Source organism: Sulfitobacter sp. GN1-4, from assembly GCF_055693825.1.
On sequence record NZ_JBVFUQ010000003.1, the window covers coordinates 3894347 to 3919689 of the forward strand.

Genomic DNA, 25343 nt, shown 5'->3' on the forward strand with positions numbered 1-25343 from the left:
AGTCTGTCCTGCATCTGCAAAGCAGATGCGCGCCCTTCCCTTCCCCCCATGGGGAAGGGCGCATGACATGCGGTAGGGGTGGTGTGGCAGGACATAAGGCCGTGGCGGATGAGGCGGTTCATGCCAGGTCACCAAAGGTCTCAAATGAATTCAGATCTCTTTTGAGACGATCCCATTCGCGCTTTAGAACCGAATTCATTAAAAGGAGAAGATCGGCTATTGCGCTATGTTGATTTCCCGGCTCGGTTCGAACGCTTCGGATCGCAGCCTGCATGAGCTCTCCAAGCTTCCGATAGTCTTGGTCACTAGTGTTCATGCGGAGTAATATTCTAGAATATGTCAGGCTCATTTCGTCAATTCGTTCAGGCGGCATTGGCTGTGTGCCGCTTAGAAGTCCAAGAAATGTAGCGAATTCAGAACGCAGGTCGTTTATCCATTCCTGTCTATAGTCAGACAGTTTGAGGAGACGCTGCAGATTGCGCTCAGTATTCGCGGAAGCAATCGCCCGCTTGGTTGAAAAAACGGCAGAAAACCAAGCGGCAATTCCGCTAATCACTGGAACAATCAAGGAAAAGGCAAGTACTTGATGCTGCTGCAACCAGAGCTCGATTTGAGAAATCACCGCTCACCCCCAGACAAAAACCGCTTCTTCGCCTCTTCCATCCGCCCCATATCCCGAACGGCATTCTCAATCGCCACCTCGTCCGACTTATCCGCATAGCGGAACTCACTATCCGCGTAGCGGTTGATCTCCTGCACCACCATCTCCACCGTAATCGGCTGGCGCATCTCCGCGATCATCGCTTTCTTTTCATCGTACCCCTTGAACAGGAACAGGTCCGGCTCCTCCATCCACTCATCGGGCAGTTCAAAATCCATCGCCCGCACCTTCACCGCGTCCGTGATGTTCTTGATCGCCCGCCCCGTGAACCGCTCATCCGCCTCCTGAATGCCCTTCAGGTACGTCCCCAGCTTGTTGATAGTATCCAGCTCGCCCACCTGCGCGCGCACATCCTCATAAACCTTCAACAACCCCGCCTCATGCGGCTTACCATGCGCGTCAAATGACGCCGCCACCGCGCGCTTGATCTCCTGCGCCTCGAAGACCTCATGATCGCCCAGCGGGATGTCATGGTTCTTGCCCATCAACAGATAAAGGATGTCGACATAATCCTCCCGCGTCTGCGGCCCATCGACCAAAAACCGCGCCCCCGCCCTCTGGCGCAGCGCGTCATCCACATTCTCAGGATAGTTGGAAAACATCCCAAAGGTGCAATTCCCACGCACCACGGTATTGGCCCCGGCAAAACTCTCCATCAACACGGCGGTAATCTCCAACTGCCCGGCAGAGGATTGCCGGTCCCCCCGCTTGCCGGCCAGCTGATCAATATCGTCAATCGTGCCAAAGCCGATCACCGAGGGATCAATGATGTTGTTGATAAAGGCCTTCGCATTCTGCCCTGACTTGCCCTGATAGCTGTCGATATTGTCCGTGCTCAGGTTCTGATAGCGAAACGGATAGCCCGCATTCTGGCAATAGTCGTTGATCAACCCCGCCATCATCTGGATCAGAATCGTCTTACCGGTCCCCGGAGCCCCGTCACCCATGAACGTAAAGATGAAGCCCCCCAGATCGACAAAGGGGTTCAACCGCCGCTCAAAATCATAACACATCAGCATTTTCGACAGCTTCAGCGCCTGATACTTGGCAATATGGTTGCCCACGATCTCATTGGGCTTCTTGAACGTCATGGTCAGCGTGGTGGATTTGGCCTTGGCCGCGGGGGTAAAGCCGCTCACCGTGAAATCATCCGCCGCCACCCGCCAGGAAGCCGCCTCAAACCCCGCAAGCCGCGGCATGGCAGCCGCGCGCAACGCCACCTTCTCCATCAACGCCTCTGCAAAAGCCGAAACCGTCGCCACCAACTTCGCATCATCCACAGCAAAGGCAGCGATGTCCTGATCCAACTCCCAAAGCGCCCCATGCAAAGCGGTCTGCCCGTTATCAACCAGCACCTCCTCCACATCGCCCACCTCCACGGTGGCCTCTGGCAGATGTGGCGACAACAGATACGCACAGGCATTGCCAAAGACATACAGCGTCACAACCGCTTCGGCCCCCAGCAATTCCTCAAACTCAGCCTTCCGCGCGCCCGGCAAAGACCCTTCCAGGTTCGCCCGCTTCAAATCCCCCAAGCCTGAAGTTTCCGCCACATTCTCCGCCACCGCCAAAGCAATCGCGATGGCACGGCGCACCGCATGCAACACCGTCGCCTGCAAGGGCGTCATCAACGCATCATCATCCGCCCCCTCAACCCGAGCCAGCACAGATACCGCCCCCGCCGCCACGCGCCGCTGCGTCACCAACCCCGGCGTTGTGGACCGAAACCGCCGCCGCGTCCCAATGCCAGAGGACCGCTCAACCGCAGGCGCATCCTTGGCCCGGCCAATGCGCGGCGCATGATCAAACCCTTCCAACAACGCCTGAGCCACGGCCACATGCGCTTCAATATCCTCTTCCCGCAGTTCCATCGCGTCAGACGTCTGGCTCATGGCACACCCCCTGCTTCATCTTTCCACTACAACTTATAGCCACGCGCGCACCGCGCGATGGCCTCAATACTGCAACACCCGGCCCGAGGCATTGACGACAAACTTGCGCACTCCGCCAAACCCCGGCGGGCGCTTTTCTTCCAATACCTGAAACACCCGCTGCGGCAGGATGATGCTGCGCTCCTGGCGCGTCGCCCCCAAATCTTCACCCTTCGCCTGCGCAAAGGGATCCAGCGCAAACACCTGCCGCTCAACGGTTGAAAACCACCCCGACCGCGCTTCAATCGCGCGGTCACTGACCAGTTCTTCCTCGGTCCAAACCAACGACCAATCCTGCCCCTCAGGGGCCTGCGCCTCTGACAGGACCACGCGCAAGGGCCCCGCCTGACGGGTGTAGGAATTGGAATACATCGGCCCCAGATGAAACCGCCGCAGCCGCTTGGGATGCAGATCGTCAAAATCCTCGTCAAAGCCCTTGGCGATGGTCAACAACTGCAACCCGCCCAACGCCTGAGCCGACAGATGCGCCTGCACCTCGGGCCAGCGGCGCTGGTCCTTGGGCAGGCCAACGCGGCCCGTGTCCTCCAGCTCCATCAGGTAGATCACCGGCAGATTGACCTGACTGTCATAGCTTGCCCAATGCAGCCGGAACCGCCGGCGGCGATCTTCCAGATTGCCCAGCCACTGCGACTGCGCGTCATTCTGCACCCAGAACAGGTCCCCCTTCGCCAGCTCTTCGTAATAAAGCCGCTGGGACAGGGCGAATTGCAGCTTCGTAGGCACCTTGCGCTGATCCAGAATGGTCTGCACCATCTGGTCCTTATACCCCTCCGCCGTGCCCATCCCCGCCAGATGGCCTGCCGCCTGCTGGGCGTCATTGGCCATGGTCATGATCTCTTCGGCAATCGGAAAACCGCTGTCGCGGGCGTCAATGGTCAGGGCAGTCGCAAAACGGCCCGTGTCGCGCCCGGCCATCAGATACTTCAGCCCCAACGCCTTGAACGTATGTGTCAGCTTGACCGCGTAGCGGGTCAGGATTTCAACTTCATCCTCATCCAACTGCCCTTCGGCCCGCAACACACCGGCCACATGCAGCATATGCTGCATGATCCCTTCGAACTTCTTGAAGTAGCGCCGCGAGGCATAGGTGTCGCTCAGATCGACGTGGTCTTGTCCCGGATCCGCCATCAGCCGCGACGCATCCGTGCGAAGAGCGCCCAAAACGGGCGCGATGAGGCGTTCTTAGTCATTCAGCTCGTTTGAACCCGTCAGTTCACCGGCGCGCCAGGCAGACAGCAACGTCCAGGCCAGCAAAGCCGTCCCAAGGATCAAACTGGCCCCGCCATAAACGGACCACAGCGTCCCGGCAAAGTCGGTCAAAGGGGCCAGCACCGTGCCCGCCCCCGCACCCGCTTTAAAGGCCAAAAGCAAAGGGATACCGATCATCAAACCGGCGGTCATCAAAGGGGCGTAACGTGTCTCAAGAAGTCGCATTTAAGCTCCGTAAGCATTGCTGTCGTGTTTATCGACGATCGCCTGGAACCGCCGCGCAAACCGCTCATCCGCCTTGGCTTTCGCCTCAAGCACGTCGCGCGCGAACACCATGTGATCCTCGTGTTTCTCCATCATCTCTGCCATGCGCGCGTTGGTGGCGGCCCCAATGCCCGCCATGGCCGACTGCGCCTCTTGGTCTGTCTGCACCCCGATCTCATTGATCCGGTGCGCCACGTCCTGCTGCTGCGCCGTCTTTAGGGATTTAGTCAGCGCATCATAGAGAACAACCCGCTGCTTGGTGTCAGTTTGAAGCTTGTTGATCAGAACCATCTGCGTCGCCGCCTGGTTCTGCAAACTGTCGATCCAGGTCTTGCCCTTCTCAATATAACGCTCCAGCGTCTGGCTCTTGGCCAGCTTCACCTGTTCTTCCTGAACCAGCGCGTTGTATTTGGCGTTGGCCTCGGCCAGCTCGGTCTCAAGCTTGGTGCGTTTGGCCGCATCCGTCTCAGAGGCGATGGCATTTTCCAGCTTGATGATGTTGGGATCCATCCCTTGAATGTCCGACCTGATTGTTTCCAACTCTGAAACAGTCAGCTCCCGCTCATCCAGCGTTTCAGACAGATTGCCCTCCACCTTCACCTTCTGCTCTTCGAGCATGCTCAGCTGCCCTTCCAGCAGGGAAACGATGGTGTCGGACTTGGCAATCAAATCCTGCAGCTTGTCGTCGATAGAGGCCGTGCGCACCCGTTCCTGCCGCATGCTGTCTGATTTCGCGCGGTTGAAAATCCCGACAAAACTCTCCCAGCCGGTCTTGTTGCGCATCTCATCAAAATCACGGCTGAACCCGGCGGTGACGTCATCCAGCCCCATGATCAGCTCTGCGATATTGGCGTTCATCACTTCCGTATGGGCATGCACATCTTCCAGCGTGGCGTTTTCAATATCAATCGCCGCCGCGTCGTCGCCGGCCTTCATTTTCGCCCGCGCTGTTTCAATCCGGCTGGTCAGTTCGGCAATCTTGCTTTGCGCGGCCTCAACCTGCGCCTGAGATTCCTTCACCTGTGCATCTAAATTCGCCACACCTGTCCCCTGTTTTTCAATCCGTTCATCGTAATATAGGGAATGTTACGGCCATTTACATCCCCACCTGCCCAAGTGTCGCAAAACTCCGCGCACATGGAAAGGGTCAAGACGGCTGAACCCCGGCACGGTTTGCCGTCAGCGCTAAAGAGGCCCAGATCAGCACGCCCGCGCCTACGTACCAGCCCAAGATCATCCTGATATCCCCGTAAGGCAGCGCCGCCACATCGGATGCCGCCCCCGCCGACACCAGCAAAGACATCGAAAACAGCAGCTTGCCGCCCAGCCCCTGCAAGGACACGTATGTCGCGCGCACCTCATCGCGCAACAGCGGCTGGATCCGCCCCATCAGAAACGGATGTGACAGCGCGTCAGGCACGATCCGCAAGAACAGAACCGCAATCGCCAGCCAGTTTTGCGTCAGCGTCAGCACCGTGATCAACGCGATCTGCAGCCCGAAAGCCAACAACAGGATGCGCGTCAAACCAACCTGCGCACGCAGGCCGATGGCATAGAACGACGCAACCACCGACAGGCCCATCATCACCGCCGTCACAGCACCGCTCACCAGCGGCACCTGAGCTTGCAACCCCACTTCGCGCAGGGCGGTGTCCATGAAAGGCTGGCCAAAGACAAACGGCAAATGGCTAAAGCCGTACATCACCACCGCCAAGGCAAAAAGCCACCGCAGCACCGGCTGGGCAAAGGCCTCTTTTAACGCAGGCAGCTGCGCCACCTGGCGCTCTTTGCGCAGCGTTTTGGGCGGCTCGGTCAGCCGCAGCGCCAGAGCCATCGCCACCAGCGCGGCCAGCACCGCACCCCAGAACGTCGCCTCATAGGACCAAAGCGCAATTCCCCCGCCCACCAACGCCGACAGCGCATAACCGCCCAGCGAAAACCGCTGCGCCACGGCTTCTTGCCGCTCAACATCCTCGGACCGGTCCGATGCGGCGAGGGATTCGTACAAAAGCGCGCTGTCTGTGCCCGAGGCAAAAGCCGCCCCCGCCCCAAGACAGGCCTGACCCAGCACAAAAATCGCGAAACTATCGCCAAGAGCCAGCAGCGCAGACCCTGCAGCCGCCGACAGCGTCGCCGCAACAAGCGTCTTTTTGCGCCCCAAACGGTCTGACACCACGCCCAGCGGCACCTCCAGCACGGTCACCGACAGATCATAAACCGCATAAAGCGCAATCGCCGCGGCGGGCGAAAGCGCCTCCTGGAAATACAAAAACCAAATCGCCTGCCAAAACAGCAGCGATTGCGCCCCCTTGAACCAAGGGTAAAGCGTCAGGTTACGCTGCATTCCTGTTTGCGTGGGCTGTCCGGCATTGGTCATGGCTGGCGTGATCCCGCTGGCTATCTGGTCTTAACAAACAAACTGGACATTCATGGGCAGACTTGCTTTGCACAGGCGAAATCGCAAGCGGAGAAACCCACATGACCGATGCCACAGATCTGAAATCAATGCTCAAGGACCCCAGCCTGCTGGAAACCCGCGCCTATATCAACGGCGAATGGGTCGCGGGTGAGGACGGCACCTTTGACGTCACCAACCCGTCGCGCGGCGATGTCATCGCCCAAGTGGCCGATCTAAGCCGCGCCCAGGTGGCCCAGGCCATCGCCCACGCTGAGACAGCGCAGAAAGAATGGGCGCAATGGACCGGCAAGGAACGTGCCGCTGTGCTGCGCAAATGGTTTGACCTGATGATGGCCAACCAGGACGACCTGGGCGCAATCCTGACAGCCGAACAGGGCAAGCCACTGGCCGAAGCCAAGGGTGAGATCGGCTATGGCGCCTCCTTCATCGAGTTTTTCGGTGAAGAGGCCAAACGCATCTATGGCGAAACCATCCCCGGCCACCAGCGTGACAAACGCATCATGGTGCTCAAACAGCCCATCGGCGTGGCGGCATCTATCACACCGTGGAACTTCCCCAACGCGATGATCACGCGCAAAGCCGCACCTGCGCTGGCTGCGGGCTGTTCCTTTGTGGCGCGCCCTGCGGCGGAAACGCCGCTCTCTGCCATCGTCATGGGCGTGCTGGCCGAACGCGCGGGCATCCCCGCTGGCGTCTTCAACGTGCTGCCGTCTTCGTCCTCTTCTGCGGTGGGCAAAGAGTTCTGCGAAAACCCAGCGGTGCGCAAACTCACCTTCACCGGCTCCACCGAGGTGGGGCGCATCCTGCTGCGTCAGGCGGCAGATCAGGTGATGAAATGCTCCATGGAACTGGGCGGCAACGCGCCCTTTATCGTCTTTGACGACGCCGACATCGACGCCGCCGTCGAAGGCGCGATCATGTGCAAATTCCGCAACAACGGCCAAACCTGCGTCTGCGCCAACCGCATCTACGTGCAATCCGGCGTCTATGACGCCTTTGCCGCCAAGCTGAAAGCGCGTGTTGAGGCGATGAAAATCGGCGACGGCTTTGAAGCGGGCGTGGATCTCGGCCCGCTTATCAACCCTGCGGCGGGTGAAAAGGTAAAAGAACACATCGACGACGCCACAGCCAAAGGCGCGCAAGTGATTCTGGGCGGCAATGGCGCGATGGACGGCAACTTCCTGCCGCCCACCATCATGACAGACGTGACCCAGGACATGCTGGTGGCCACCGATGAAACCTTTGGCCCCTTCGCGCCGCTCTTTAAATTTGACGATGTCGATGACGTGATTGCCATGGCCAATGACACGATCTTTGGCCTGGCGAGCTATTTCTACGCCAAGGATCTGTCGCGGGTCTACAAAGTGGCCGAAGCGCTGGAATATGGCATCGTCGGCGTGAACACCGGCATCATCTCAACTGAGGTCGCCCCCTTTGGCGGCGTCAAGCAGTCCGGCCTGGGCCGCGAAGGCTCGCACCACGGGATCGAAGATTACCTTGAGATGAAATACATCTGCATGAGCGTCTGACGCCTGCAGAACACGAAAGAAAAAGGCCGGCATCCAATGGATGTCGGCCTTTTCTGTCTCAGGTGATACGCCCCAACGGGCCGAGACATTTATCCAATGCGCGCCTTAGTGCGGCGCGGCCATCCAAATCAGCTTTCTGATCTGGTGGTTATTCAACCCCAGCTGAACATAGCTTTTCGGGTTCGGACGTACCGTGGACTTGAGGGTCACCCGGCGCGCTTCATCGTTGAAGGGATGCACAAGGTGCACGTGGTAAAGCACCGTGCCGTCCGCCAAGCACTCAATCTTGCCAATGTTACCAACCAACGCCCCTTCGGATGAAATCAGGCGTGGATCAGATGTCTCACAGACCGGACGCCGGCCATTGGTGGTAACCTGATCCCGTTCCCGGTCGCCATCGTTTGGCACGGTCGATGGGTTCTCCGGTGTTGTCGGCGTCTCCGGTGTCGATGGTGTCTCAGGCGTGGACGGTGTTTCAGGCGTCGAGGGTGTCTCAGGGGTGGACGGTGTCTCAGGCGTTGATGGCGTCTCAGGCGTGGAGGGTGTTTCCGGCGTGGAAGGCGTCTCAGGCTCGGACTTATCCGGTGCGTTGTTACCGCTGTTGCCAGAGGTGTCCTGACCCTTGCCGCTGTTGCCCTGCTCACCCGCGCTGGCACCGCTGTCCCCTTTTGAAGGGGCCGCCGAAGGCTCGCTTGATCCGGTGATCGCCGCCGCAGGCATCGCCAGGCTGAGCACCAAAAGAGATGCTGACGCCACAAGTCGTACTGATTTCAAACCGGACATACTCCGTCCCTTTCTCTTTCAAACCACAAATCCAACCCGTGTTGGATGTCGATCAGCAATTTAGACTTTTGTGCGGCAGAGGGGACGTGAAAAAGCGCGAGATTTCCCCCTGCGCCGCTTCACCGCAGACGTCACGCAGGGAGATGCTGAATAAACATTTGAAAATGTTAATAAAAATTAATCGCCCGGAAATTAACCATCACGGCAATGCGATCCGCTCAAGCAGCGCCGGGCCGGTTCATTGTTGACGATCCCTGACCAATACAACCGCAAGGGGCGCATTGTTTCCCAAAGCAGAACCAGTGCGCGAATCTGCTGGCCTGACCAAAATCCATCTGAGTCCAAAAAACATCAAAAAACTTACAATTCCCGCCAAGGATTGACCGATGCGCCGCGTCATACTCTTGTTATGCTCATGACGCGCGACGATAACTCTCTCGCTCTGGCGGCCGCCGGTGGCGATGCCGCCGCTTTCGCGGTGCTGTTGGAAAACCATTATGACCGGCTCTTTCGATTGTGCTTTCGCCTCACAGGCAGCGCGGCAGAGGCTGAGGATCTGACCCAAGACATCTGCGCCGCCCTGCCCGCCAAACTGCCCAGCTTTCGGGGCGAGGCGCAGTTTACCACCTGGCTTTACCGCATCGGCGTCAACGCCGCCCACGACCGCCGCCGCAAACAGGCCACTCACGCCAAAGCCGCTGCCGGTTGGGGCGATTGGGAGGTGAACCGCCGTGCTGCGAATGAAGAAGCGGCTGAGGCCACCCAATGGCTCACTCAGGCCATGCGCCAGCTGCCCCCAGACCTGCGCGACACGCTGGCGCTTGTCCTGGATGATATGACCCACGCCCAAACCGCCGACATCCTCGGCATTTCCGAAGGCACCGTCAGTTGGCGGGTGTCTGAGGCCAAAAAACACCTCGCAGCCCTGCGACAGGAGGAGACGCAATGAGCGACGACCTCGATGACATCAAGGCGATGATAAACGCCGCCACGCCCAAACCCGATGCCCAGCGCAAAGCGGAAAACATCGCCCTGGCGCAAAAAAATTTCGACAACCTCCAAGAATTCTGGGGGCACGCACGTCCTACTCCTGAACGCCCGAAAACGGGCCTCATTTCAGGAGTAAGAAACATGCTGAGTTCCATTCCCACCCGCGGCCTGCTGACCGCCTCCACCGCTTTGGTTGCCGTCTATATCGTGATGCTATCACCCTTGGGCGATCGGCTGATGACAGGTGATCTGCGCGGCCAGGGCGCCCCCTCCGCGGTCCTGGAAAGCGATCTGGACACCGCTGTGGCTGAACCCGAAGTCGTCTCACCTGCTATCGCAGAGGAAGCCGCCCCGATGGTTGAGCTGCAAACCGCCAATGACAGTCTGGCCGCCGCACCAATGGTGCAAAACCGCGCCAAGCTTTCTGCGCCACAGGCCACCACCCTGGCGCTGGAACCTCCCATGCCGATGCTGGAGGCAGACACGGAAAACTTCGCCAACGCTGACGCAAATCCCCAGCGCATCACCCAGGAAACCCCCGTCTCTACCTTTTCGGTGGACGTCGATACCGCCTCTTATGCCATTGTGCGCAACAGCCTGACCCGGGGCCAACTGCCGCCCCAAGACGCGGTGCGCGTGGAAGAGATGATCAACTACTTTGACTATCAATACACCGCCCCCACAGGCGACACCGGCTTTCAGCCAACCGTCACCCTCAGCCCGACACCGTGGAACGCAGACACCCAGCTGCTGGAAATCGGCATCCAAGGGGCCGACCTGCCGGTGGCGGATCGCCCTCCGCTTAATCTGGTGTTCCTGATAGATACCTCAGGGTCCATGGACGCCGCCAACAAACTGCCGCTTCTCAAGCAAAGCTTTCGGCTGATGCTGGGCCAACTGCGCCCCGAGGATGAGGTGGCCATTATCACTTATGCCGGTTCAGCAGGTCAGGTCCCGGCCCCCACCCCCGCGTCTGAACGCAGCACGATCCTGGCCGCCTTGGACAATCTGAACGCGGGCGGCTCCACCGCCGGGCAGGCCGGCCTGCAACAGGCCTACGCCACGGCCCAGTCTATGGCCGCAGAAGGTGAGGTCAGCCGCATTCTGCTGGCCACCGACGGCGACTTTAACGTGGGCCTCTCTGACCCCGAACTGCTCAAGGAATACATCACCGAAAAACGCAACAGCGGGACGTACCTCAGTGTGCTTGGCTTTGGCCGTGGCAATCTGGATGACACCACGATGCAGGCGCTGGCCCAGAACGGCAACGGCACCGCGTCCTACATCGACACGCTCAGCGAAGCGCAAAAAGTGCTGGTCGATCAGCTGACCGGCGCGCTCTTCCCCATCGCCGATGACGTGAAAATTCAGGTGGAGTTCAACCCCGCCACAGTGGCTGAATACCGTCTCATCGGCTATGAAACCCGCGCCCTGCGCCGCGAGGATTTCAACAACGATGCAGTGGACGCAGGCGACATCGGCGCAGGCCACCAAGTCACCGCGCTTTATGAGGTCACGCCCGTTGGCTCTCCTGCCATCCTGAACGATGATCTGCGCTACAGCGCACCCACACCCGCCATCAACACCAGTGATGAGCTGGCCTTCCTGCGCCTGCGCTACAAAGAACCCGGTGCCAGCGACAGCACGTTGATTGAAACGCCGATCCGCGCAGATATCACCGGCACCGCCAGTTTCGCCGCCAGCATCGCGGGCTTTGGACAACTGCTGCGGGGCAGCCCCTATCTGGGCGACTGGCGCTTTACGGATGCCATCGCACTGGCCAATGCCACCAAGGGCGATGATCCCTTTGGCTACCGCGCAGAGGCCATTCAACTGATGCGCCTGGCCGAAAGCCTGTCGGCGCAATAGCGGTACAGCCCAGCCGCAGATCGCCCTGAAAACAAAGGCCCGGTGCATAACGCACCGGGCCTTATCAGACCTTCTCTGGGGGGACAGGTTCAGGTCTAGATCACAAAGGCCTTTGCCTTAGTTCACGGATTTCGCATCCACCACGTCCTTTTCCAGAACGCGGGTATCAGACGTGATCTGAATGCGACGTGGCTTAAGGGCCTCAGGCACCTGACGCTCCAGCTCAATGTGCAGCATGCCGTCTTCATGGGCGGCACCTGTCACATGCACGTGGTCAGCCAAATGGAACCGACGCTCAAACGCGCGGGTCGCGATGCCGCGGTGCAAATAGGTTTTCTCTGCATCGTCCTCGACCTTCTTGGCCGATACGATCAGGGATTTTTCCCGCACTTCAACAGACAGGTCCGCGTCGGAAAATCCGGCGACCGCGATGGAGATGCGATAGGCATCATCATCTGTTTTTTCGATGTTGTAAGGGGGATAGCTTGGGGTCGCACCATCGGTGCTCAGCACCCGGTCCATCATGTTGGCAATTTGGTCAAACCCAACGCTGGAACGGTAAAGGGGTGCAAAATCAAACGTACGCATATGTTCATCCTCATCTTTGAGCGATTGAATGTGCGGACCTTCCACCATTGGACAGGCCCGATTTTCAGCACCAGGGCCCGTCTGCGGCACCCCGGTATCGCTTATTTGGGAAGAGGGATTGGCGGTTTCAAGACCCTTTGGCGGTCACAAACTTCGCCCCCGAAGAGGATTTGTTGGCCCCAACACCCAGGCGGCGGACCTTGGCGGTGGGACGCGCCTTGTTGGCGTACATCTGGCGCTTTAACTCTGCGATACGTTCAGGCAAGGCCATGCCAAAGGCGACACGATCGCCGTCATAAACCCCGCCACCCGAAATCACCGACGCAATCTGCCCGCGGCCATTCAGATGGGTAAACACCGGTGCCCCGCTTGAGCCAAAGGTGACATCGCAATCCAGCGCGATGATCTTTTCAAGCTCGCCCAGCACCTGACAGGCATTTTGCCGCGACAGCGCGTCAGAGCGTCCCTGACCATAAGAAACAACGCTCACCGGCCCGTTGGGCAACTTGCCGGGATAGACGGAAAAAGGCGCAAGCTCATGGGTGGGAATGGGCTGCGCCAAACGGACCAGTGCCAGATCATGCTCAATGTTCGTGCGGTTCAGGCGGGTCTTGGGGTTATACCCCGGATGCGCCTCAACCTGCGATACAACCCGCTTGGCGGCCGCCGCGCCATGGGTCAGCCCAGCTTGAAAGGTCAGGTCCTCCGGTGCCACCAGCGCCCCGTCCGATTTGCGGTAAATGCAATGCGCCGCTGTCAGCACCAAATCAGGGGCAATCAACGTGCCCGTGCAATAGCCCGATCCCTTGATGTCCAACCGCCCAACCGCCTGCCAGGCCAGCGCGTCATTTTCGGTGTTCAATTTGCGCAGCGACGTGGAATCCGCCTGCGCCAGGCTGGCCACCAGCATCAGCAGCGCTGACACCAAACCCCATATCGCAACGCCCCTCATGGCTTTACAAATTTTGCACCCGTGCGGGCGTTTGCACTGCCGACAACCACCCGCTTGCGCCGCGGTCCGTCATCGCCTTCATATTCACCTTTACCGGCCACCAGCTCAGCCTGCAGCACCGCAAGCGAGGCCCCCAATGAGGTGCCAAGCGACACGTTCTCGCCCTCCACCTCAGCCTTGGCCGACACCACCGATACGATCTGAGCCACGCCGTTGGACATGGTGAAAATCGGAGCACCACTCGATCCAAAATCAACGGAGCACGAGGTCACCAGCACCCCATCCTGCTGTGCAATAACCGAACAAACCTCTTGCAACGCAGGTGATTCCGCCCGGTCCTTGGCATAGCTTACAACGCCCACAGAATCTCCCGGACGGGGCTGTGCGGCGGTGCCAAAGGGCTCAATCGTGGTGTTCCGAATGGGCTGTTGCAGCTCCAGCAGGGCCAGATCGTTGCGCACCCGGTCCGAAGACACCGCGCCATCATAGACAAAATCTGGATGCACCACCGCCCGGCGTACATCACGGTACGCCCCCGCGCGCCCGTTCCGCCACCCGGCCAGAAACTGCACATTGCGGTGATCAATCCGTTCCTTGGTGTCGCGGTCAAAAAGACAATGCGCCGCCGTCAAAACCAGCCGCGGCGCAATCAGCGCGCCTGTGCAAAAACCAGCCCCGCCGATGTCCAAGCGGCCAACCGCCTCCCAGACCCCCGCATCCACGCCAGAGTTCAGCCGTTTCATCTTTGCGTCCTGTGCGAAGGACGCAGAAGAAACCACGACAATCATCAACGAAAGAGACATCCAGCGTCGCACAAACACTCCCCAATTCAATTTGTACGAATCTGCGTAACTCAGAGTTGAGGCAAAATTAGGGCAAATGTGTCAACGAAGTTTCGGAATCTCAGCTTTCGGCATATTATCGGCATCAAGTGCGGGCGGACGTGGCCCACCAGCCGCCCAATCCAGCAGCTCAACGGTGTGCACAATCGGCGCTTTTGCGGCCGATCCGATCTGCATCATGCAGCCAATGTTGCCCGCCGCGATCACATCGGGGTTCTTGGCCTCCAACGTGCGCACCTTGCGCGCCTTCAACTGCCCCGAAATCTCAGGCTGCATCAGGTTGTACGTACCCGCCGACCCGCAGCACAAATGCGGATCCGCAGGCTCCACCACCGTAAAACCCGCCGCTTTAAGCAAATCCTTAGGATACGTCTTGATCTGCTGGCCATGCTGCAGCGAACAGGCCGCATGATAGGCCACCACCATCTCCTCCGGGGCCTTGCCCGCGTTGGGGGCTGGGGCGTCTTTGGACAGATCAATCAGCACCTCTGAGACGTCTTTGGCAATCGCAGACACGCGCGCGGCGTCCTCTGCCAACCCAGCCTCATTGCGGAACATATGTCCGTAATCTTTCACCGTCGTGCCACAGCCCGAGGTGTTGATCACAATCGCATCCAACCCGTCGCCATCCATCTCCGCCGCCCAGGCGCGGATGTTCTTGGCTGCCGTCGCATGGCTCTCAGCGGTCTTGCCCATATGGTGGGTCAGCGCCCCGCAACACCCCGCCCCTTCGGCCACCACCACGTCACAGCCCATCCGGGTCAGCAAACGGATCGTGGCATCGTTGATATCGGTGTTCAGCGCCTTTTGCGCACAGCCCGTCATCAGCGCCACCCGCTTGCGCCGCGGCGCTTGCGCGGCAAAGGTCTGCGGATCATCGTTGCGGCTCACCGGCGGGATCACCGATGGCGCCATCTCCAACATCGCTCTCAACCGCGCATCCGGCATCAACCGCGCAAATGGCCGCCCGATCTTGGCCCCCAAAAGCGCCACACGAAACCGCATCGGATAGGGCAGGATGCGCGCCAAAATCCACCGCAACACCCGGTCACCCAAAGGCCGCTTATAGCGTTCTTCGATATATTCCCGCGCATGATCCACCAGATGCATGTAATGCACCCCCGACGGGCAGGTGCTCATACAGGCCAAACACGACAGGCAACGGTCGATGTGTTTGACCGTCTTGGCATCGGGGTCGCGGTCATTCTCCAACATGTCCTTGATCAGGTAGATGCGCCCGCGCGGGCTGTCCAATTCATCCCCCAAAACCTGATAGGTCGGGCAGGTGGCGGTGCAAAACCCGCAATGCACACAGGCCCGCAAAATCTCATTGCTGCGCGCAATGCCGGGGTTTTCCAACTGCTCTGGCGTAAAAGTCGTCTGCATGATGTCTCCGAAAATCTAGCCGGCCGCAGCCAAAAGGTTGGGGTTAAACAAACCCTTTGGATCAAACCGCGCCCGCAGCCCCGCACTCAGCCGCGCCACACCTGCCGCCTGCGGCTGAAACTGGCCCAACTGGGCTTTGGTCTCAGGGGCGGCACGCACAAGCGTGGCATGCCCGTCAAAGGCGCCCAGTCGCGCGCGCAGATCCGTCTGCGGCGCAACCCGCAACCAAATCAGCCCGCCCGCCCAGTCAAAAAGCCGCGCCTCAGCCCCTGATCTTTCGGCCAAAGCTGGCGCATCTGAAGGCTTGCACGACACCCGCCAAACATCGCCCGGCGCATCCGCCCAGGCCAGCACATCCCGCTGTGCCGCCCAAAACGCCACGGATGCCTCCCACGCCAGGACCGACATCTGCGCCACATCCGGTACCAAAAGCGTTTTCAACGCGTCCAAACGGTAGGCCACGCTGTCTTCAAATCCTTCAAGCCGCAGCACAGTCTGGCCCGCCTGCCCATCATGCGCGGCCCCACTGACTTCATAGGGGCTGCCCATCGCTTTGCTCATGGCCGCAACCGCTGCGGCCTCATCCAATCCATGCATCACCAGGCTGGCTTGCGTCTCGGGCTTGGGCAGCACCTTAAAGGACACCTCAGTCAACACCCCCAATGTGCCAAAAGACCCCGCCATCAGCTTCACCAGATCATAGCCTGTGACGTTCTTCATCACCCGACCACCGTTCTTGATCACGGTGCCCGTCCCATCCACCAGACGCACGCCCAGCAAGAAATCCCGCGCGGCCCCCACGCTCAACCGGCGCGGGCCACTTATATTGGCTGCAAAAACCCCGCCAATGCTCGGCGTGCCCTGCCCCCCCAAAAGGCTGCGATGGTCCATCGGCTCAAAGGCCAACCGCTGGTTTTGCTTGTCCAACGCCGCCTCCACTTCCGCCACCGGCGTGCCCGCTTGCGCCACCATGGTCAGCGCGCCAGGCTCATAAAGCGTCACACCCGACAGCCCAGACACCGACAGCGCCTCCCCCTCAGCCGCAAACCCGCGCGTGCCACCGCCCATGACCCGCATGGGCGCTTTCGCCTCTGCCACAAAGGCCGCCAGGGCCGCTTCCGTTTCCATCACCGCTTCATCTTTCCACTACAATTCCGGGAGTTTGAGGGCAGAGCCCTCACAGGCCCCTTTGGGGCCTTCTGCTCACTCTGCCGCCACAGCCACCGTGCGGCGGGGATCTGATACAGCCAAAGGGAACACCTTGGCCGGGTTCAACAGCCAATTGGGGTCAAACACATCCTTCACCGCCATCTGCGCTTCCAGATCCTCAGGCGCATATTGCACGGTCATCAGATCGCGCTTTTCAATGCCCACGCCATGCTCCCCGGTCAGACAGCCCCCCGCCTCGACGCAGAGCTTCAGGATCTCCGCACCAAAGGCCTCACACAGCTCCAGATCGCCAGGTTTGTTGGCATCAAACAGGATCAGCGGATGCATGTTGCCGTCACCTGCATGGAACACATTGCCCACCTTCAGTCCGAACTCCTCAGACATCTCACCAATCCGGCGCAGCACCATCGGCAGGCTCGACACCGGGATTGTCCCGTCCAGACACATATAATCGTTGATCTGCCCCATCGCCCCAAAGGCCGATTTGCGCCCCAGCCAGATCGCGGCTGATTCCTCCGCACTCGTGCTCTCGCGCAGCTCAACCGGGTTGTGGCGCAATGCGATCTGTTTGATCAGGCTCAACTGATGATCAATCTCCGCGTCTGAGCCTTCGACCTCCACGATCAACAGCGCCTCGCACATCGGATACCCCGCCTTGGCAAAGGCCTCCGTGGCCTCAATGCAAGGCCGGTCCATGAACTCAATCGCCACCGGCAGAACACCTGCCTTGATGATGTCGCTCACACAGGCACCGGCAACCTCATTGTCATCAAATCCCATCAACACAGGCCGCGCCCCTTCGGGCTTGGGCAGGATGCGCAATGTGGCTTCTGTCACCACGCCCAACTGCCCTTCTGAGCCGCAGATCAAGCCCAACAGGTCCAGCCCCCGCATCCATATGCCCGCCACCAATCTCAACCACCTCGCCGTCCATCATCACCATTTTGACGCCCAGCAGGTTGTTGGTGGTCACGCCGTACTTCAGACAATGCGCGCCCCCTGAATTCATCGCGATATTGCCCGCAATCGCACAGGCCAATTGCGACGACGGGTCAGGCGCATAGAAAAACCCATCCGTTTCAACTGCCCCTGTCACGCTCAGGTTCGTGCGCCCGGTCTGCACCCGAATAAGCCGGTTGTCGTAATCGGTCTCCAAAACCTCATTCATCCGCGCCACGCCCAGGATCACGCAATCCGCCGTCGGCAGCGCGCCCCCCGCCAGCGATGTACCCGACCCACGCGGCACCACCGGCACCCCCTCTTCGTGACAAATCCGCAAAACATCCGACACCTCCTGGGTGGAGGCTGGCAGCACCGCCACCATCGGCGGACAGCGATAAGCGGTCAGCGCATCACACTCATAGGCTTTGGTCTCGCGCACATCATGAATAACCGCATCCTGAGGCAGCACGTTCGACAGCCGTTCAATCACACGGTCTTTGCGGGCAAGCACCTGCGGATTGGGTGTTGGCATTTCCATGAGAGTCCCTCCAGCATCGGTTTGGTAAATTTATATTACCAATTTTTCCAATTGGCAATGATCTTACGCCTCGCGTATCAGCGGGGCATGAACCTCTCTGTTGCGCTGACCCACTTTTCCCCCCTCGATTACGCCGCACTGGCGATGCTGATCGCGCTTTGGCTGCTGATCTCCTGGCGCATCGAAAGCCCGGTGTTCAAATCCAAATCCGTCTCGATGATCATGGCCGATTACCGCCGCGAATGGATGCGCCAGATGATCACGCGCCAGCCCCGCATCTTCGATGCGCAAACCATCTCAACCCTGCGCCAGGGCACGTCTTTCTTTGCCTCCACCAGCATGATCGCGCTTGGCGCAGTGCTGGCGCTTATTGGCAACGCGGATAACCTGGTGAACGTGGCAGAGGATCTCACGCTGGTCAGCCATCCGCTGATCGTGTGGGAAATCAAACTGCTGCTGATCGTCTTCTTTCTGACCAACGCGTTTTTGAAATTCGTCTGGTCCAACCGCCTCTTTGGCTATTGTTCCGTCATCATGGCCGCCGTGCCCAATGAACCCGAAGACCCCCGCGCCGAAGGCATGGCGCAAAAGGCGGCAGAGGTGAACATCACCGCCACCCGCAGCTTTAACCGCGGCCTGCGTTCGGTGTATTTCGCCCTGGCCGCGGTGGCCTGGCTGGGCGGGCCGGTCCTTTTGATGGGCAGCGCGCTGGTCACGCTCATCGTCATCTGGCGGCGAGAGTTCGCTTCACATTCCCGTAGCATCCTCTTGGAAAAGTAGTACAGCGATTTATATACCTGTATGGTATGAGTCTCTCCCAAAGGTCAGAGCCATGTTAAAACGTCTGATACTCACCCTCTCCCTGCTTGCCCTGCCCGCGGCGGCCGACCCGCCGGTGATCAATGCTGTCACCGTCAACAAATCGGGCGATCTGTGGCGCTTTGACGTCACCCTCAGCCACGGCGATACCGGATGGGATCACTATGCCGATGGCTGGCGTGTGCTGGACAGCAACGGCAAGGAACTGGGCCTGCGCAACCTGGCCCATCCACATGTGAACGAACAACCGTTCACGCGGTCCCTCTCTGGCGTGCAAATCCCCGAAGGCGTGACCGAGGTGGGCATTCAAGCCCGTGACAACGTCACCGGCTGGGGGCCACAAATCACCACCGTCAAACTGCGCTAAAACTCAACCATCGCCCCTGCGGGGCACCAGCATACGTTACACCCGGTGGTACGGGCCGCCTGACAGAATAGACGCGGCGCGGTAAAGCTGCTCACTCAGCATCACCCGCACCAACATATGCGGCCACACCATCTGGCCAAAGGACAGCGCGTGATCGGCACGGGCGCGCAGGCCTGGGTCAATCCCGTCCGCCCCGCCAATGACAAAGGCCACATCCCCGCGCCCTGCATCCCGCCAGCCGCCCAGACGTTTGGCAAAAGCAGGCGAAGGCTCAACCCGCCCACGCTCATCCAGCGCACAGATCAACGCCCCCGCAGGAATGGCCTTTTCCAGCAGCGCTGCCTCTGCCCGCATCCCGCGCGCCTTTTTATCCTCCACCTCAATCACCCGCGCCGGGCCCAGGCCCAAGGCCCGCCCGGTGCGGTCAAATCGCATCAGATAGTCGTCAATAAGGTCTTTTTCGGGACCGCCGCGCAGGCGGCCCACCGCACAAATGTGCACGCGCATGGGGTCTTCCCGCGTCTGGATCAGTTCTGTGGGGCCGCGACTTCGCCGCCGTCCATCCACATCTTTTCCAGCTGATAAAACTCACGCACTTCCGGCCGGAAGACATGCACAATCACATCGCCTGTGTCGATCAAGACCCAGTCGCCGATGTCTTTGCCTTCCACCTTCGGTGTCCGGCCATACGCATCCTTGATCGTTTGCGCCAGCTTCTCCGAGATGGAGGAAACCTGCCGCGTGGACCGGCCCGAACAGATGACCATGTAATCGCCAATTTCCGTTTTGCCGCGCAGATCAATCTGCACGATGTCTTCGGCTTTGTCGTCATCAAGGGATTTCAGGATGGTGGCCAGGATCGTATCGCTTGTGGCCGTATCAGAAGCCGCCATCAGGGCCGCTTCGGTGTCCGCAGTTTTAGGTGCGTCTGTCAGGGTTGCCAGGACAACGTCCTCCATGGTGGCGCGCCGCTCACCCCCGGCGCTGGGGTTATGTCCAACGTATCAAGGCGCAGATGACAATTCAATGACACCCGTGGCAACATCGGCGGCCTGTTGCAAACGGGGCGCGCGCGCGGGCGGGCGGAAAGGTGTGCGGCCAAATCCCCGCCCGGTTAAGCCCTTCCTTACGCCTACCCGCTTATGCAAGGCCGCAAGGAGCATCCTGCCTATGCAAAACTCAGATGACATTTTGCTCGCCTCGATGGAGCATGCCGTTTTCATTCTCAAACCCGATACGACGGGCATCCCACGCTATTGCGGGATGAGCCTTTTTGCCGCCAGGGTCATTGGCAGAGAGATGGAGGAGATTATCGGGCACACCGCATCAGAGGTCTATCCCGGCAGGCTGGGGGCCATCGCCTATAACCATCACGTAATCTGCGCCGAAACCCTGCAACCAACCGCCTATGAGATCATGTTGCCGCTGGATCAGGGCAACTCGCTGATCCGCACCACATTGCGCCCCGTGCTGCACCCCGATGGCACGCTTGACCGTATCGTCGGCAGCTCTGCTGATATCTCAGGCACCCAGGTCTTTCAGGCCCGCCAGGTTGACCACAGCGGAATGGACGCCGAGATGGAGCAGTTCATCAGCATGGCGGCCCATGATCTGCGCTCTCCGATGCTGCAAATCTGCCAGATCGCCAGTTTCCTGCGCGAAGACATCGGCGCAGAACACGCCGCCCTCTCCCCGATGATCGACATGCTGGACCAGGTGGGCGAACGCGCCTTGCGTCTGATCGGCGACGTGCTGGATCATGCGCAAACGGCCTCGCTTGGCATATGTGAAACGGAATTTGATTTTGGGGCGCTGGTCGCAGATCTGGCCGGGCTGATGGACCCCCACGCAACCGCAGAAGTCGAATGTACTCAGGCCTGGCTGCGGGGCGATCAAACCGCAACACAGATCATCCTGCGCAACCTGATCGACAACGCGCTGAAATATGGCCGCCCCCTCAAAGACGGGCAAAGCATTCTCAGCATCCAGTTGCGCCAACTTGATGAAGACTTTGTCGAAGTCGTCGTGGATGACAATGGCTTGGGCATTGATGATCCGACGATGCTGTTTCTCAGCGGACAGAAATCCTCGGCAAAGGGGGCTTTGGCCTCTTGGGCATTCGCAGGTTGATCCATGCGCGCGGTGGGACGTTCAAGGTCTCTAACCGTGTCCGGCAATCAGGGACCAAGGTGATCTTCACCTTGCCCGGCCAGGTTATGCCTGCGCCGATGTCCATGTCGGGGGTAGCTGCTTACGGGCCCCAGCTGCCCCTATAACGCTTGGCGCTACGGGGCCCGACCTTCGAACACCGCACGCCAGTCGCGGTCCAATGCGTCCAGCGCCGCCAGGTCAAATGCGGCACCAGTGACGTCATAGCGCCCCTCAGGCGTGAAATACCCCAACGCGTCTTCCCGCGCGCGCACCTCCGCCACCGCCGCACTGTCGACCGCCGCCTCCGGCTGCCACCCCCGCAGCGCCAGCGCGCTTGCCCGCTCAAACAGCAGTGAGGACGGATCAGCCGACAGGTTCACACAAGCACATCCCTCAGCCGCAGCCATCGCCCCAAGCCGCGCTGATTTCGCCCCCAAATCCCGCAAAGACACATCATCGCGCAACGGATCCGGCGCGCCCGTGCCATAAAAATGCGTGGCCCCCGCCTTGGGATAAACCATGTCGCATCCCATAAACGCCATCACCCGCGGCCTAAGCGCATCCAGCGCCCAGTAGCCGGTGGTATAGGCCATCGTCGCCCCCGCAAAAACAAACCCCCCATACCGGTTCTGCGCCGGCACAAAGGCATCCGCCTCCACCAACCGCTGCGCTGCACCGATCTTGGGCGGCATCCGGTCGCTCGGGAAATCTTCGGGAAACACCAGCGCGTCCCAATCGGGCCGCACCCGCCAGGCGTTGTTCATCACGATCACCTGGTCAAACCAGCCCTTCGGCCAGGCCGCCGCCGCCGTCACATTCGGCCCGCTGCCCAAGATCAAAACGACCGGTCCATCCGCTGCCATACCGCACCCCTTTTCGTCCGGGGCCACAGATAGCCGCCAATCCGCGTCAGTCCAGCGCCGCTTTGCTCAGCGTTAGCTGGCTGTCGTCCAACACCTTCACCTCACGCTGCGGGAACGGAATGGAAATGTCATGCGCCTTAAACGTATCCCACAGCGCCAAATACACATTGCCGCGAATGTTGGTCAGCCCGCCGGTGGGGTCCATGATCCAAAACCGCAGGATGTAATCCACAGAACTGTCGCCAAACCCCACGATATGACAAACAGGCGGGCGGTCTGCCAGCACCCGGTCCACGCCGCGCGCCGCCTCAATCGCCAATTTGCGCACCAGATGCGGATCATCGTCATAGGCAGTGCCAAAATAGATATCCAAGCGCACAAAGTCATTGGAATGCGACCAGTTCACCACCTGCCCGGTGATCAGATCTTCGTTGGGGATCAAATACTCACGCCCATCACGGGTCACCACGCTGGCATAGCGCGCGCCCAGCGTCTGGATCCAGCCAAAGGTCTCGCCCAGGCTGATCACATCTCCGGGCTTGATCGACTTATCCAGCAGGATGATCACACCCGACACCAGGTTCGACACGACCTTTTGCAGACCAAAGCCAAGGCCCACACCAATCGCACCCGACAGAACCGCCAAACCGGTCAGATCAATACCAACCGCCCGCACGCCCCAAATGAACGCCAACCCGTAAAAGGCCACCTGCACACCCTTGACGGCCAACACCTGCATGGAGGGGCTGATCTCATCATTGCGCCGGATCGTAGAAGACACCGCCTGACTGCCCAAGCGCGCCAAAGCCATCAGCACACCCAGCACCACCAGCGCCGTGATCAACGTCAGAACAGACAGCCGAAATTCGCCAAACTCCAGCGCCAGACCGTCCAGAAACGCGGTAAAGGTCTCCAACAAGTTCAGCAGATACAGCGTGGCATAGATCCACAGCGCCCAGGTCACGATCCGCCTCAGCGGCCTGTTGCGCACCAGTTGCGTGGCAATGGAAATGCCCACCAGCACACCTGACAGGGCCGCAGCAACGCCGATCAGATAAGAACGCGATGGCCAGGTGATCTGCTGCATCACCAGGTAAACGCCATAAGCCATCAGCGCGAACCAAATCAGCCCCAGCCTGCGCCGCACCTGCACGATCAACCGCAGCTGCCACTTCTGCCAGCCTTCCCGCGCCCGCACATACTCTTGCACACGCCGGTCAGATAACCGGTGCAGCCCCCACGCTACCGCTGCCAAAACTAAGACGATGATCAGCTGGTTCTGCCGCCACCCCGGCGTCAAAACCCCCAGCAAAAAGCTCTGCGCGCTGATCCAAAGCTCTTGCAGCAGGCTCAGAAATTCGAAAAACGGGTCTGTCTCTTCGGTCATCAGATCTCCTATGGCTGGAATCGTCGCATGTTTGATCCACCTGCCGCAACCCTGAGACCCTTGCGACAAAGGCGCAGGGAAGGTATGCCGGTCCCATGAAACGCATCTTCGATTCAACTGACCGCGCGCGCCTGCGCGAACGTTTCTTCGGCGCCACCCACACGGTGCTGGCCCGACTATAAGCGTGCCTTCGCGGCACGTCCGCAGCCACACAGCCACAACTCACTTATTCGGGAGAGGACCACATGTCCCCCAAAACACTCTATGACAAAATCTGGGATGCCCACGTCGCGCACGAAGCCGAGGATGGGACCTGCCTGCTCTATATTGACCGTCACCTCGTACACGAAGTGACCAGCCCCCAGGCCTTTGAAGGTTTGCGCATGGCCGGCCGCAAGGTGCGCCGCCCCGATCAGACCATCGCGGTGCCAGATCACAACGTGCCCACCACAGCCGGGCGCGAAGATCCCAAAAACATGACCGAGGATTCGGCCATCCAGGTGGCCGCCCTTGATAAAAACGCCAAAGACTTTGGCATCCACTACTACCCCGTCTCTGATGTCCGTCAGGGCATCGTGCACATCGTGGGCCCCGAACAGGGTTGGACCCTGCCGGGCATGACGGTTGTGTGCGGCGACAGCCACACCGCCACGCACGGCGCCTTTGGCGCGCTGGCCCACGGGATTGGCACGTCTGAGGTGGAACATGTTCTGGCCACCCAAACGCTGATCCAGAAGAAATCCAAAAACATGAAGGTTGAGATCACCGGCAAACTGCGCCCCGGTGTGACCGCCAAGGACATCACACTGTCCGTCATCGGCAAAACCGGCACCGCAGGCGGCACCGGCTATGTGATCGAATATTGCGGCGAAGCGATCCGCGATCTCAGCATGGAAGGCCGCATGACCGTCTGCAACATGGCCATCGAAGGCGGCGCGCGCGCCGGTCTGATTGCGCCAGATGAAAAGACCTTTGAATACTGCATGGGCCGTCCCCACGCGCCAAAAGGCGCCCAGTGGGAAGCGGCGATGGAATGGTGGAAAACGCTCTATTCCGACGACGACGCAGAATGGGACATGGTCATCACGCTCAAAGGCGAAGACATCGCACCCGTTGTGACCTGGGGCACCTCCCCCGAAGACGTGCTGCCCATCACCGCCAACGTCCCTGCGGCAGATGATTTTGAAGGCGGCAAGGTCGGCGCGGCCCAGCGCTCGCTTGATTACATGGGTCTGACACCGGGCACCCCGCTGTCTGATATTGAAATCGACACGGTCTTTATCGGGTCCTGCACCAACGGCCGCATCGAAGATCTGCGCGCCGCGGCGGAAATCCTCAAAGGCAAAAAGATCAAGGATGGTCTGCGCGCAATGGTCGTGCCCGGCTCTGGTCTGGTGCGCGCCCAGGCCGAAGAAGAGGGCCTGGCCGACATCTTTAAAGAGGCCGGTTTTGAATGGCGTCTGGCGGGATGCTCCATGTGTCTGGCGATGAACCCCGACCAGTTGACCGAAGGCGAACGCTGCGCCTCCACCTCCAACCGGAACTTCGAAGGGCGCCAGGGCTTTAAGGGCCGCACGCACCTCGTCTCTCCCGGCATGGCGGCGGCGGCGGCGATCACCGGCAAGCTCACCGATGTGCGGGAGATGATGTAAATCATCCCCG

The 25343-nt window shown here is 59.9% G+C and carries 23 protein-coding genes and 1 pseudogene; 7 read left to right on the forward strand and 17 right to left on the reverse strand.

Going from position 1 to position 25343, the window contains the following annotated elements:
- Window positions 1-118 precede the first annotated feature (118 nt).
- From ACZ1HM_RS20040 to ACZ1HM_RS20065, 6 genes are all read right to left on the reverse strand, one after another.
- Window positions 119-622 (reverse strand): hypothetical protein, encoded by a 504-nt coding sequence (locus ACZ1HM_RS20040; protein ID WP_472744352.1) that lies wholly within the window; start codon window positions 620-622, stop codon window positions 119-121.
- Complete coding sequence (locus ACZ1HM_RS20045) at window positions 619-2553, reverse strand: AAA family ATPase (protein WP_472744353.1); 1935 nt, start codon at window positions 2551-2553, stop codon at window positions 619-621. The genes ACZ1HM_RS20040 and ACZ1HM_RS20045 overlap by 4 nt, the downstream gene beginning before the upstream one ends.
- Window positions 2554-2616: 63 nt before the next feature.
- Complete coding sequence (locus tag ACZ1HM_RS20050; protein ID WP_472744354.1) at window positions 2617-3741, reverse strand: hypothetical protein; 1125 nt, start codon at window positions 3739-3741, stop codon at window positions 2617-2619.
- A 54-nt stretch (window positions 3742-3795) separates the two neighbouring features.
- Entirely contained in the window at window positions 3796-4047 is a 252-nt protein-coding gene (locus ACZ1HM_RS20055; protein WP_472744355.1) for a hypothetical protein, read from the reverse strand.
- On the reverse strand, window positions 4048-5127 hold the full coding sequence (locus ACZ1HM_RS20060; RefSeq protein ID WP_472744356.1) for a hypothetical protein: 1080 nt from the start codon (window positions 5125-5127) through the stop codon (window positions 4048-4050).
- A gap of 106 nt (window positions 5128-5233) precedes the next feature.
- Window positions 5234-6430, reverse strand: coding sequence for an MFS transporter (locus tag ACZ1HM_RS20065; protein WP_472744357.1), 1197 nt, complete (start codon window positions 6428-6430; stop codon window positions 5234-5236).
- A gap of 134 nt (window positions 6431-6564) precedes the next feature.
- Between ACZ1HM_RS20065 and ACZ1HM_RS20070 the strand changes: the two genes are divergently transcribed.
- Window positions 6565-8034, forward strand: a complete 1470-nt coding sequence (locus ACZ1HM_RS20070) for an NAD-dependent succinate-semialdehyde dehydrogenase (protein ID WP_472744358.1) — start codon at window positions 6565-6567, stop codon at window positions 8032-8034.
- Between the two features lie 105 nt (window positions 8035-8139).
- Here ACZ1HM_RS20070 and ACZ1HM_RS20075 read toward each other — a convergent pair whose 3' ends face one another.
- Window positions 8140-8817: a hypothetical protein gene (locus ACZ1HM_RS20075; RefSeq protein WP_472744359.1), complete on the reverse strand. Its 678-nt coding sequence runs from the start codon at window positions 8815-8817 to the stop codon at window positions 8140-8142.
- Window positions 8818-9232: 415 nt separating this feature from the next.
- Between ACZ1HM_RS20075 and ACZ1HM_RS20080 the strand changes: the two genes are divergently transcribed.
- Both ACZ1HM_RS20080 and ACZ1HM_RS20085 read left to right on the forward strand, forming a co-directional pair.
- Window positions 9233-9766 carry an RNA polymerase sigma factor gene (locus tag ACZ1HM_RS20080; protein WP_472744360.1) on the forward strand — a complete coding sequence of 178 codons (534 nt, stop codon included), beginning with the start codon at window positions 9233-9235 and terminating at the stop codon, window positions 9764-9766.
- Window positions 9763-11676, forward strand: coding sequence for a vWA domain-containing protein (locus ACZ1HM_RS20085; protein ID WP_472744361.1), 1914 nt, complete (start codon window positions 9763-9765; stop codon window positions 11674-11676). The genes ACZ1HM_RS20080 and ACZ1HM_RS20085 overlap by 4 nt, the downstream gene beginning before the upstream one ends.
- Before the next feature lie 117 nt (window positions 11677-11793).
- Here ACZ1HM_RS20085 and ACZ1HM_RS20090 read toward each other — a convergent pair whose 3' ends face one another.
- From ACZ1HM_RS20090 to ACZ1HM_RS20115, 6 genes and pseudogenes are all read right to left on the reverse strand, one after another.
- A complete protein-coding gene (locus ACZ1HM_RS20090; protein WP_472744362.1) occupies window positions 11794-12264 on the reverse strand; it encodes an Hsp20 family protein in 471 nt (156 codons plus the stop codon).
- A 127-nt stretch (window positions 12265-12391) separates the two neighbouring features.
- Window positions 12392-13189: a trypsin-like serine peptidase gene (locus tag ACZ1HM_RS20095; protein WP_472744363.1), complete on the reverse strand. Its 798-nt coding sequence runs from the start codon at window positions 13187-13189 to the stop codon at window positions 12392-12394.
- Window positions 13190-13212: 23 nt separating this feature from the next.
- Window positions 13213-13959, reverse strand: coding sequence for a trypsin-like serine peptidase (locus ACZ1HM_RS20100; RefSeq protein ID WP_472744364.1), 747 nt, complete (start codon window positions 13957-13959; stop codon window positions 13213-13215).
- A 141-nt stretch (window positions 13960-14100) separates the two neighbouring features.
- On the reverse strand, window positions 14101-15444 hold the full coding sequence (glcF, locus tag ACZ1HM_RS20105) for a glycolate oxidase subunit GlcF (RefSeq protein WP_472744365.1): 1344 nt from the start codon (window positions 15442-15444) through the stop codon (window positions 14101-14103).
- Window positions 15445-15459: 15 nt separating this feature from the next.
- Window positions 15460-16572 (reverse strand): FAD-binding protein, encoded by a 1113-nt coding sequence (locus ACZ1HM_RS20110; RefSeq protein WP_472744671.1) that lies wholly within the window; start codon window positions 16570-16572, stop codon window positions 15460-15462.
- A gap of 75 nt (window positions 16573-16647) precedes the next feature.
- Window positions 16648-18094 (reverse strand): annotated as a pseudogene (locus tag ACZ1HM_RS20115) (FAD-linked oxidase C-terminal domain-containing protein).
- An 87-nt stretch (window positions 18095-18181) separates the two neighbouring features.
- Between ACZ1HM_RS20115 and ACZ1HM_RS20120 the strand changes: the two are divergent.
- Together ACZ1HM_RS20120 and ACZ1HM_RS20125 are read left to right on the forward strand one after the other, a co-directional pair.
- Window positions 18182-18874, forward strand: coding sequence for a DUF599 domain-containing protein (locus tag ACZ1HM_RS20120; protein WP_472744366.1), 693 nt, complete (start codon window positions 18182-18184; stop codon window positions 18872-18874).
- Between the two features lie 52 nt (window positions 18875-18926).
- Window positions 18927-19280 (forward strand): hypothetical protein, encoded by a 354-nt coding sequence (locus ACZ1HM_RS20125; protein WP_472744367.1) that lies wholly within the window; start codon window positions 18927-18929, stop codon window positions 19278-19280.
- A 36-nt stretch (window positions 19281-19316) separates the two neighbouring features.
- Here ACZ1HM_RS20125 and rlmH read toward each other — a convergent pair whose 3' ends face one another.
- Together rlmH and rsfS are read right to left on the reverse strand one after the other, a co-directional pair.
- Complete coding sequence (rlmH, locus tag ACZ1HM_RS20130; protein WP_472744368.1) at window positions 19317-19787, reverse strand: 23S rRNA (pseudouridine(1915)-N(3))-methyltransferase RlmH; 471 nt, start codon at window positions 19785-19787, stop codon at window positions 19317-19319.
- 20 nt (window positions 19788-19807) lie between these two features.
- Window positions 19808-20239 (reverse strand): ribosome silencing factor, encoded by a 432-nt coding sequence (gene rsfS, locus ACZ1HM_RS20135; protein ID WP_472744369.1) that lies wholly within the window; start codon window positions 20237-20239, stop codon window positions 19808-19810.
- A 211-nt stretch (window positions 20240-20450) separates the two neighbouring features.
- Between rsfS and ACZ1HM_RS20140 the strand changes: the two genes are divergently transcribed.
- Window positions 20451-21410 carry a PAS domain-containing sensor histidine kinase gene (locus tag ACZ1HM_RS20140; protein WP_472744370.1) on the forward strand — a complete coding sequence of 320 codons (960 nt, stop codon included), beginning with the start codon at window positions 20451-20453 and terminating at the stop codon, window positions 21408-21410.
- A gap of 155 nt (window positions 21411-21565) precedes the next feature.
- Here the strand turns inward: ACZ1HM_RS20140 and ACZ1HM_RS20145 are convergent, their stop codons facing one another.
- Window positions 21566-22294: a hypothetical protein gene (locus tag ACZ1HM_RS20145; RefSeq protein ID WP_472744371.1), complete on the reverse strand. Its 729-nt coding sequence runs from the start codon at window positions 22292-22294 to the stop codon at window positions 21566-21568.
- A 46-nt stretch (window positions 22295-22340) separates the two neighbouring features.
- Window positions 22341-23681, reverse strand: a complete 1341-nt coding sequence (locus ACZ1HM_RS20150) for a mechanosensitive ion channel family protein (protein ID WP_472744372.1) — start codon at window positions 23679-23681, stop codon at window positions 22341-22343.
- Between the two features lie 245 nt (window positions 23682-23926).
- Here ACZ1HM_RS20150 and leuC point away from each other — a divergent pair, with 245 nt between their 5' ends.
- Window positions 23927-25333, forward strand: coding sequence for a 3-isopropylmalate dehydratase large subunit (gene leuC / locus ACZ1HM_RS20155; protein ID WP_472744373.1), 1407 nt, complete (start codon window positions 23927-23929; stop codon window positions 25331-25333).
- The last annotated feature ends 10 nt before the right edge of the window (window positions 25334-25343 follow it).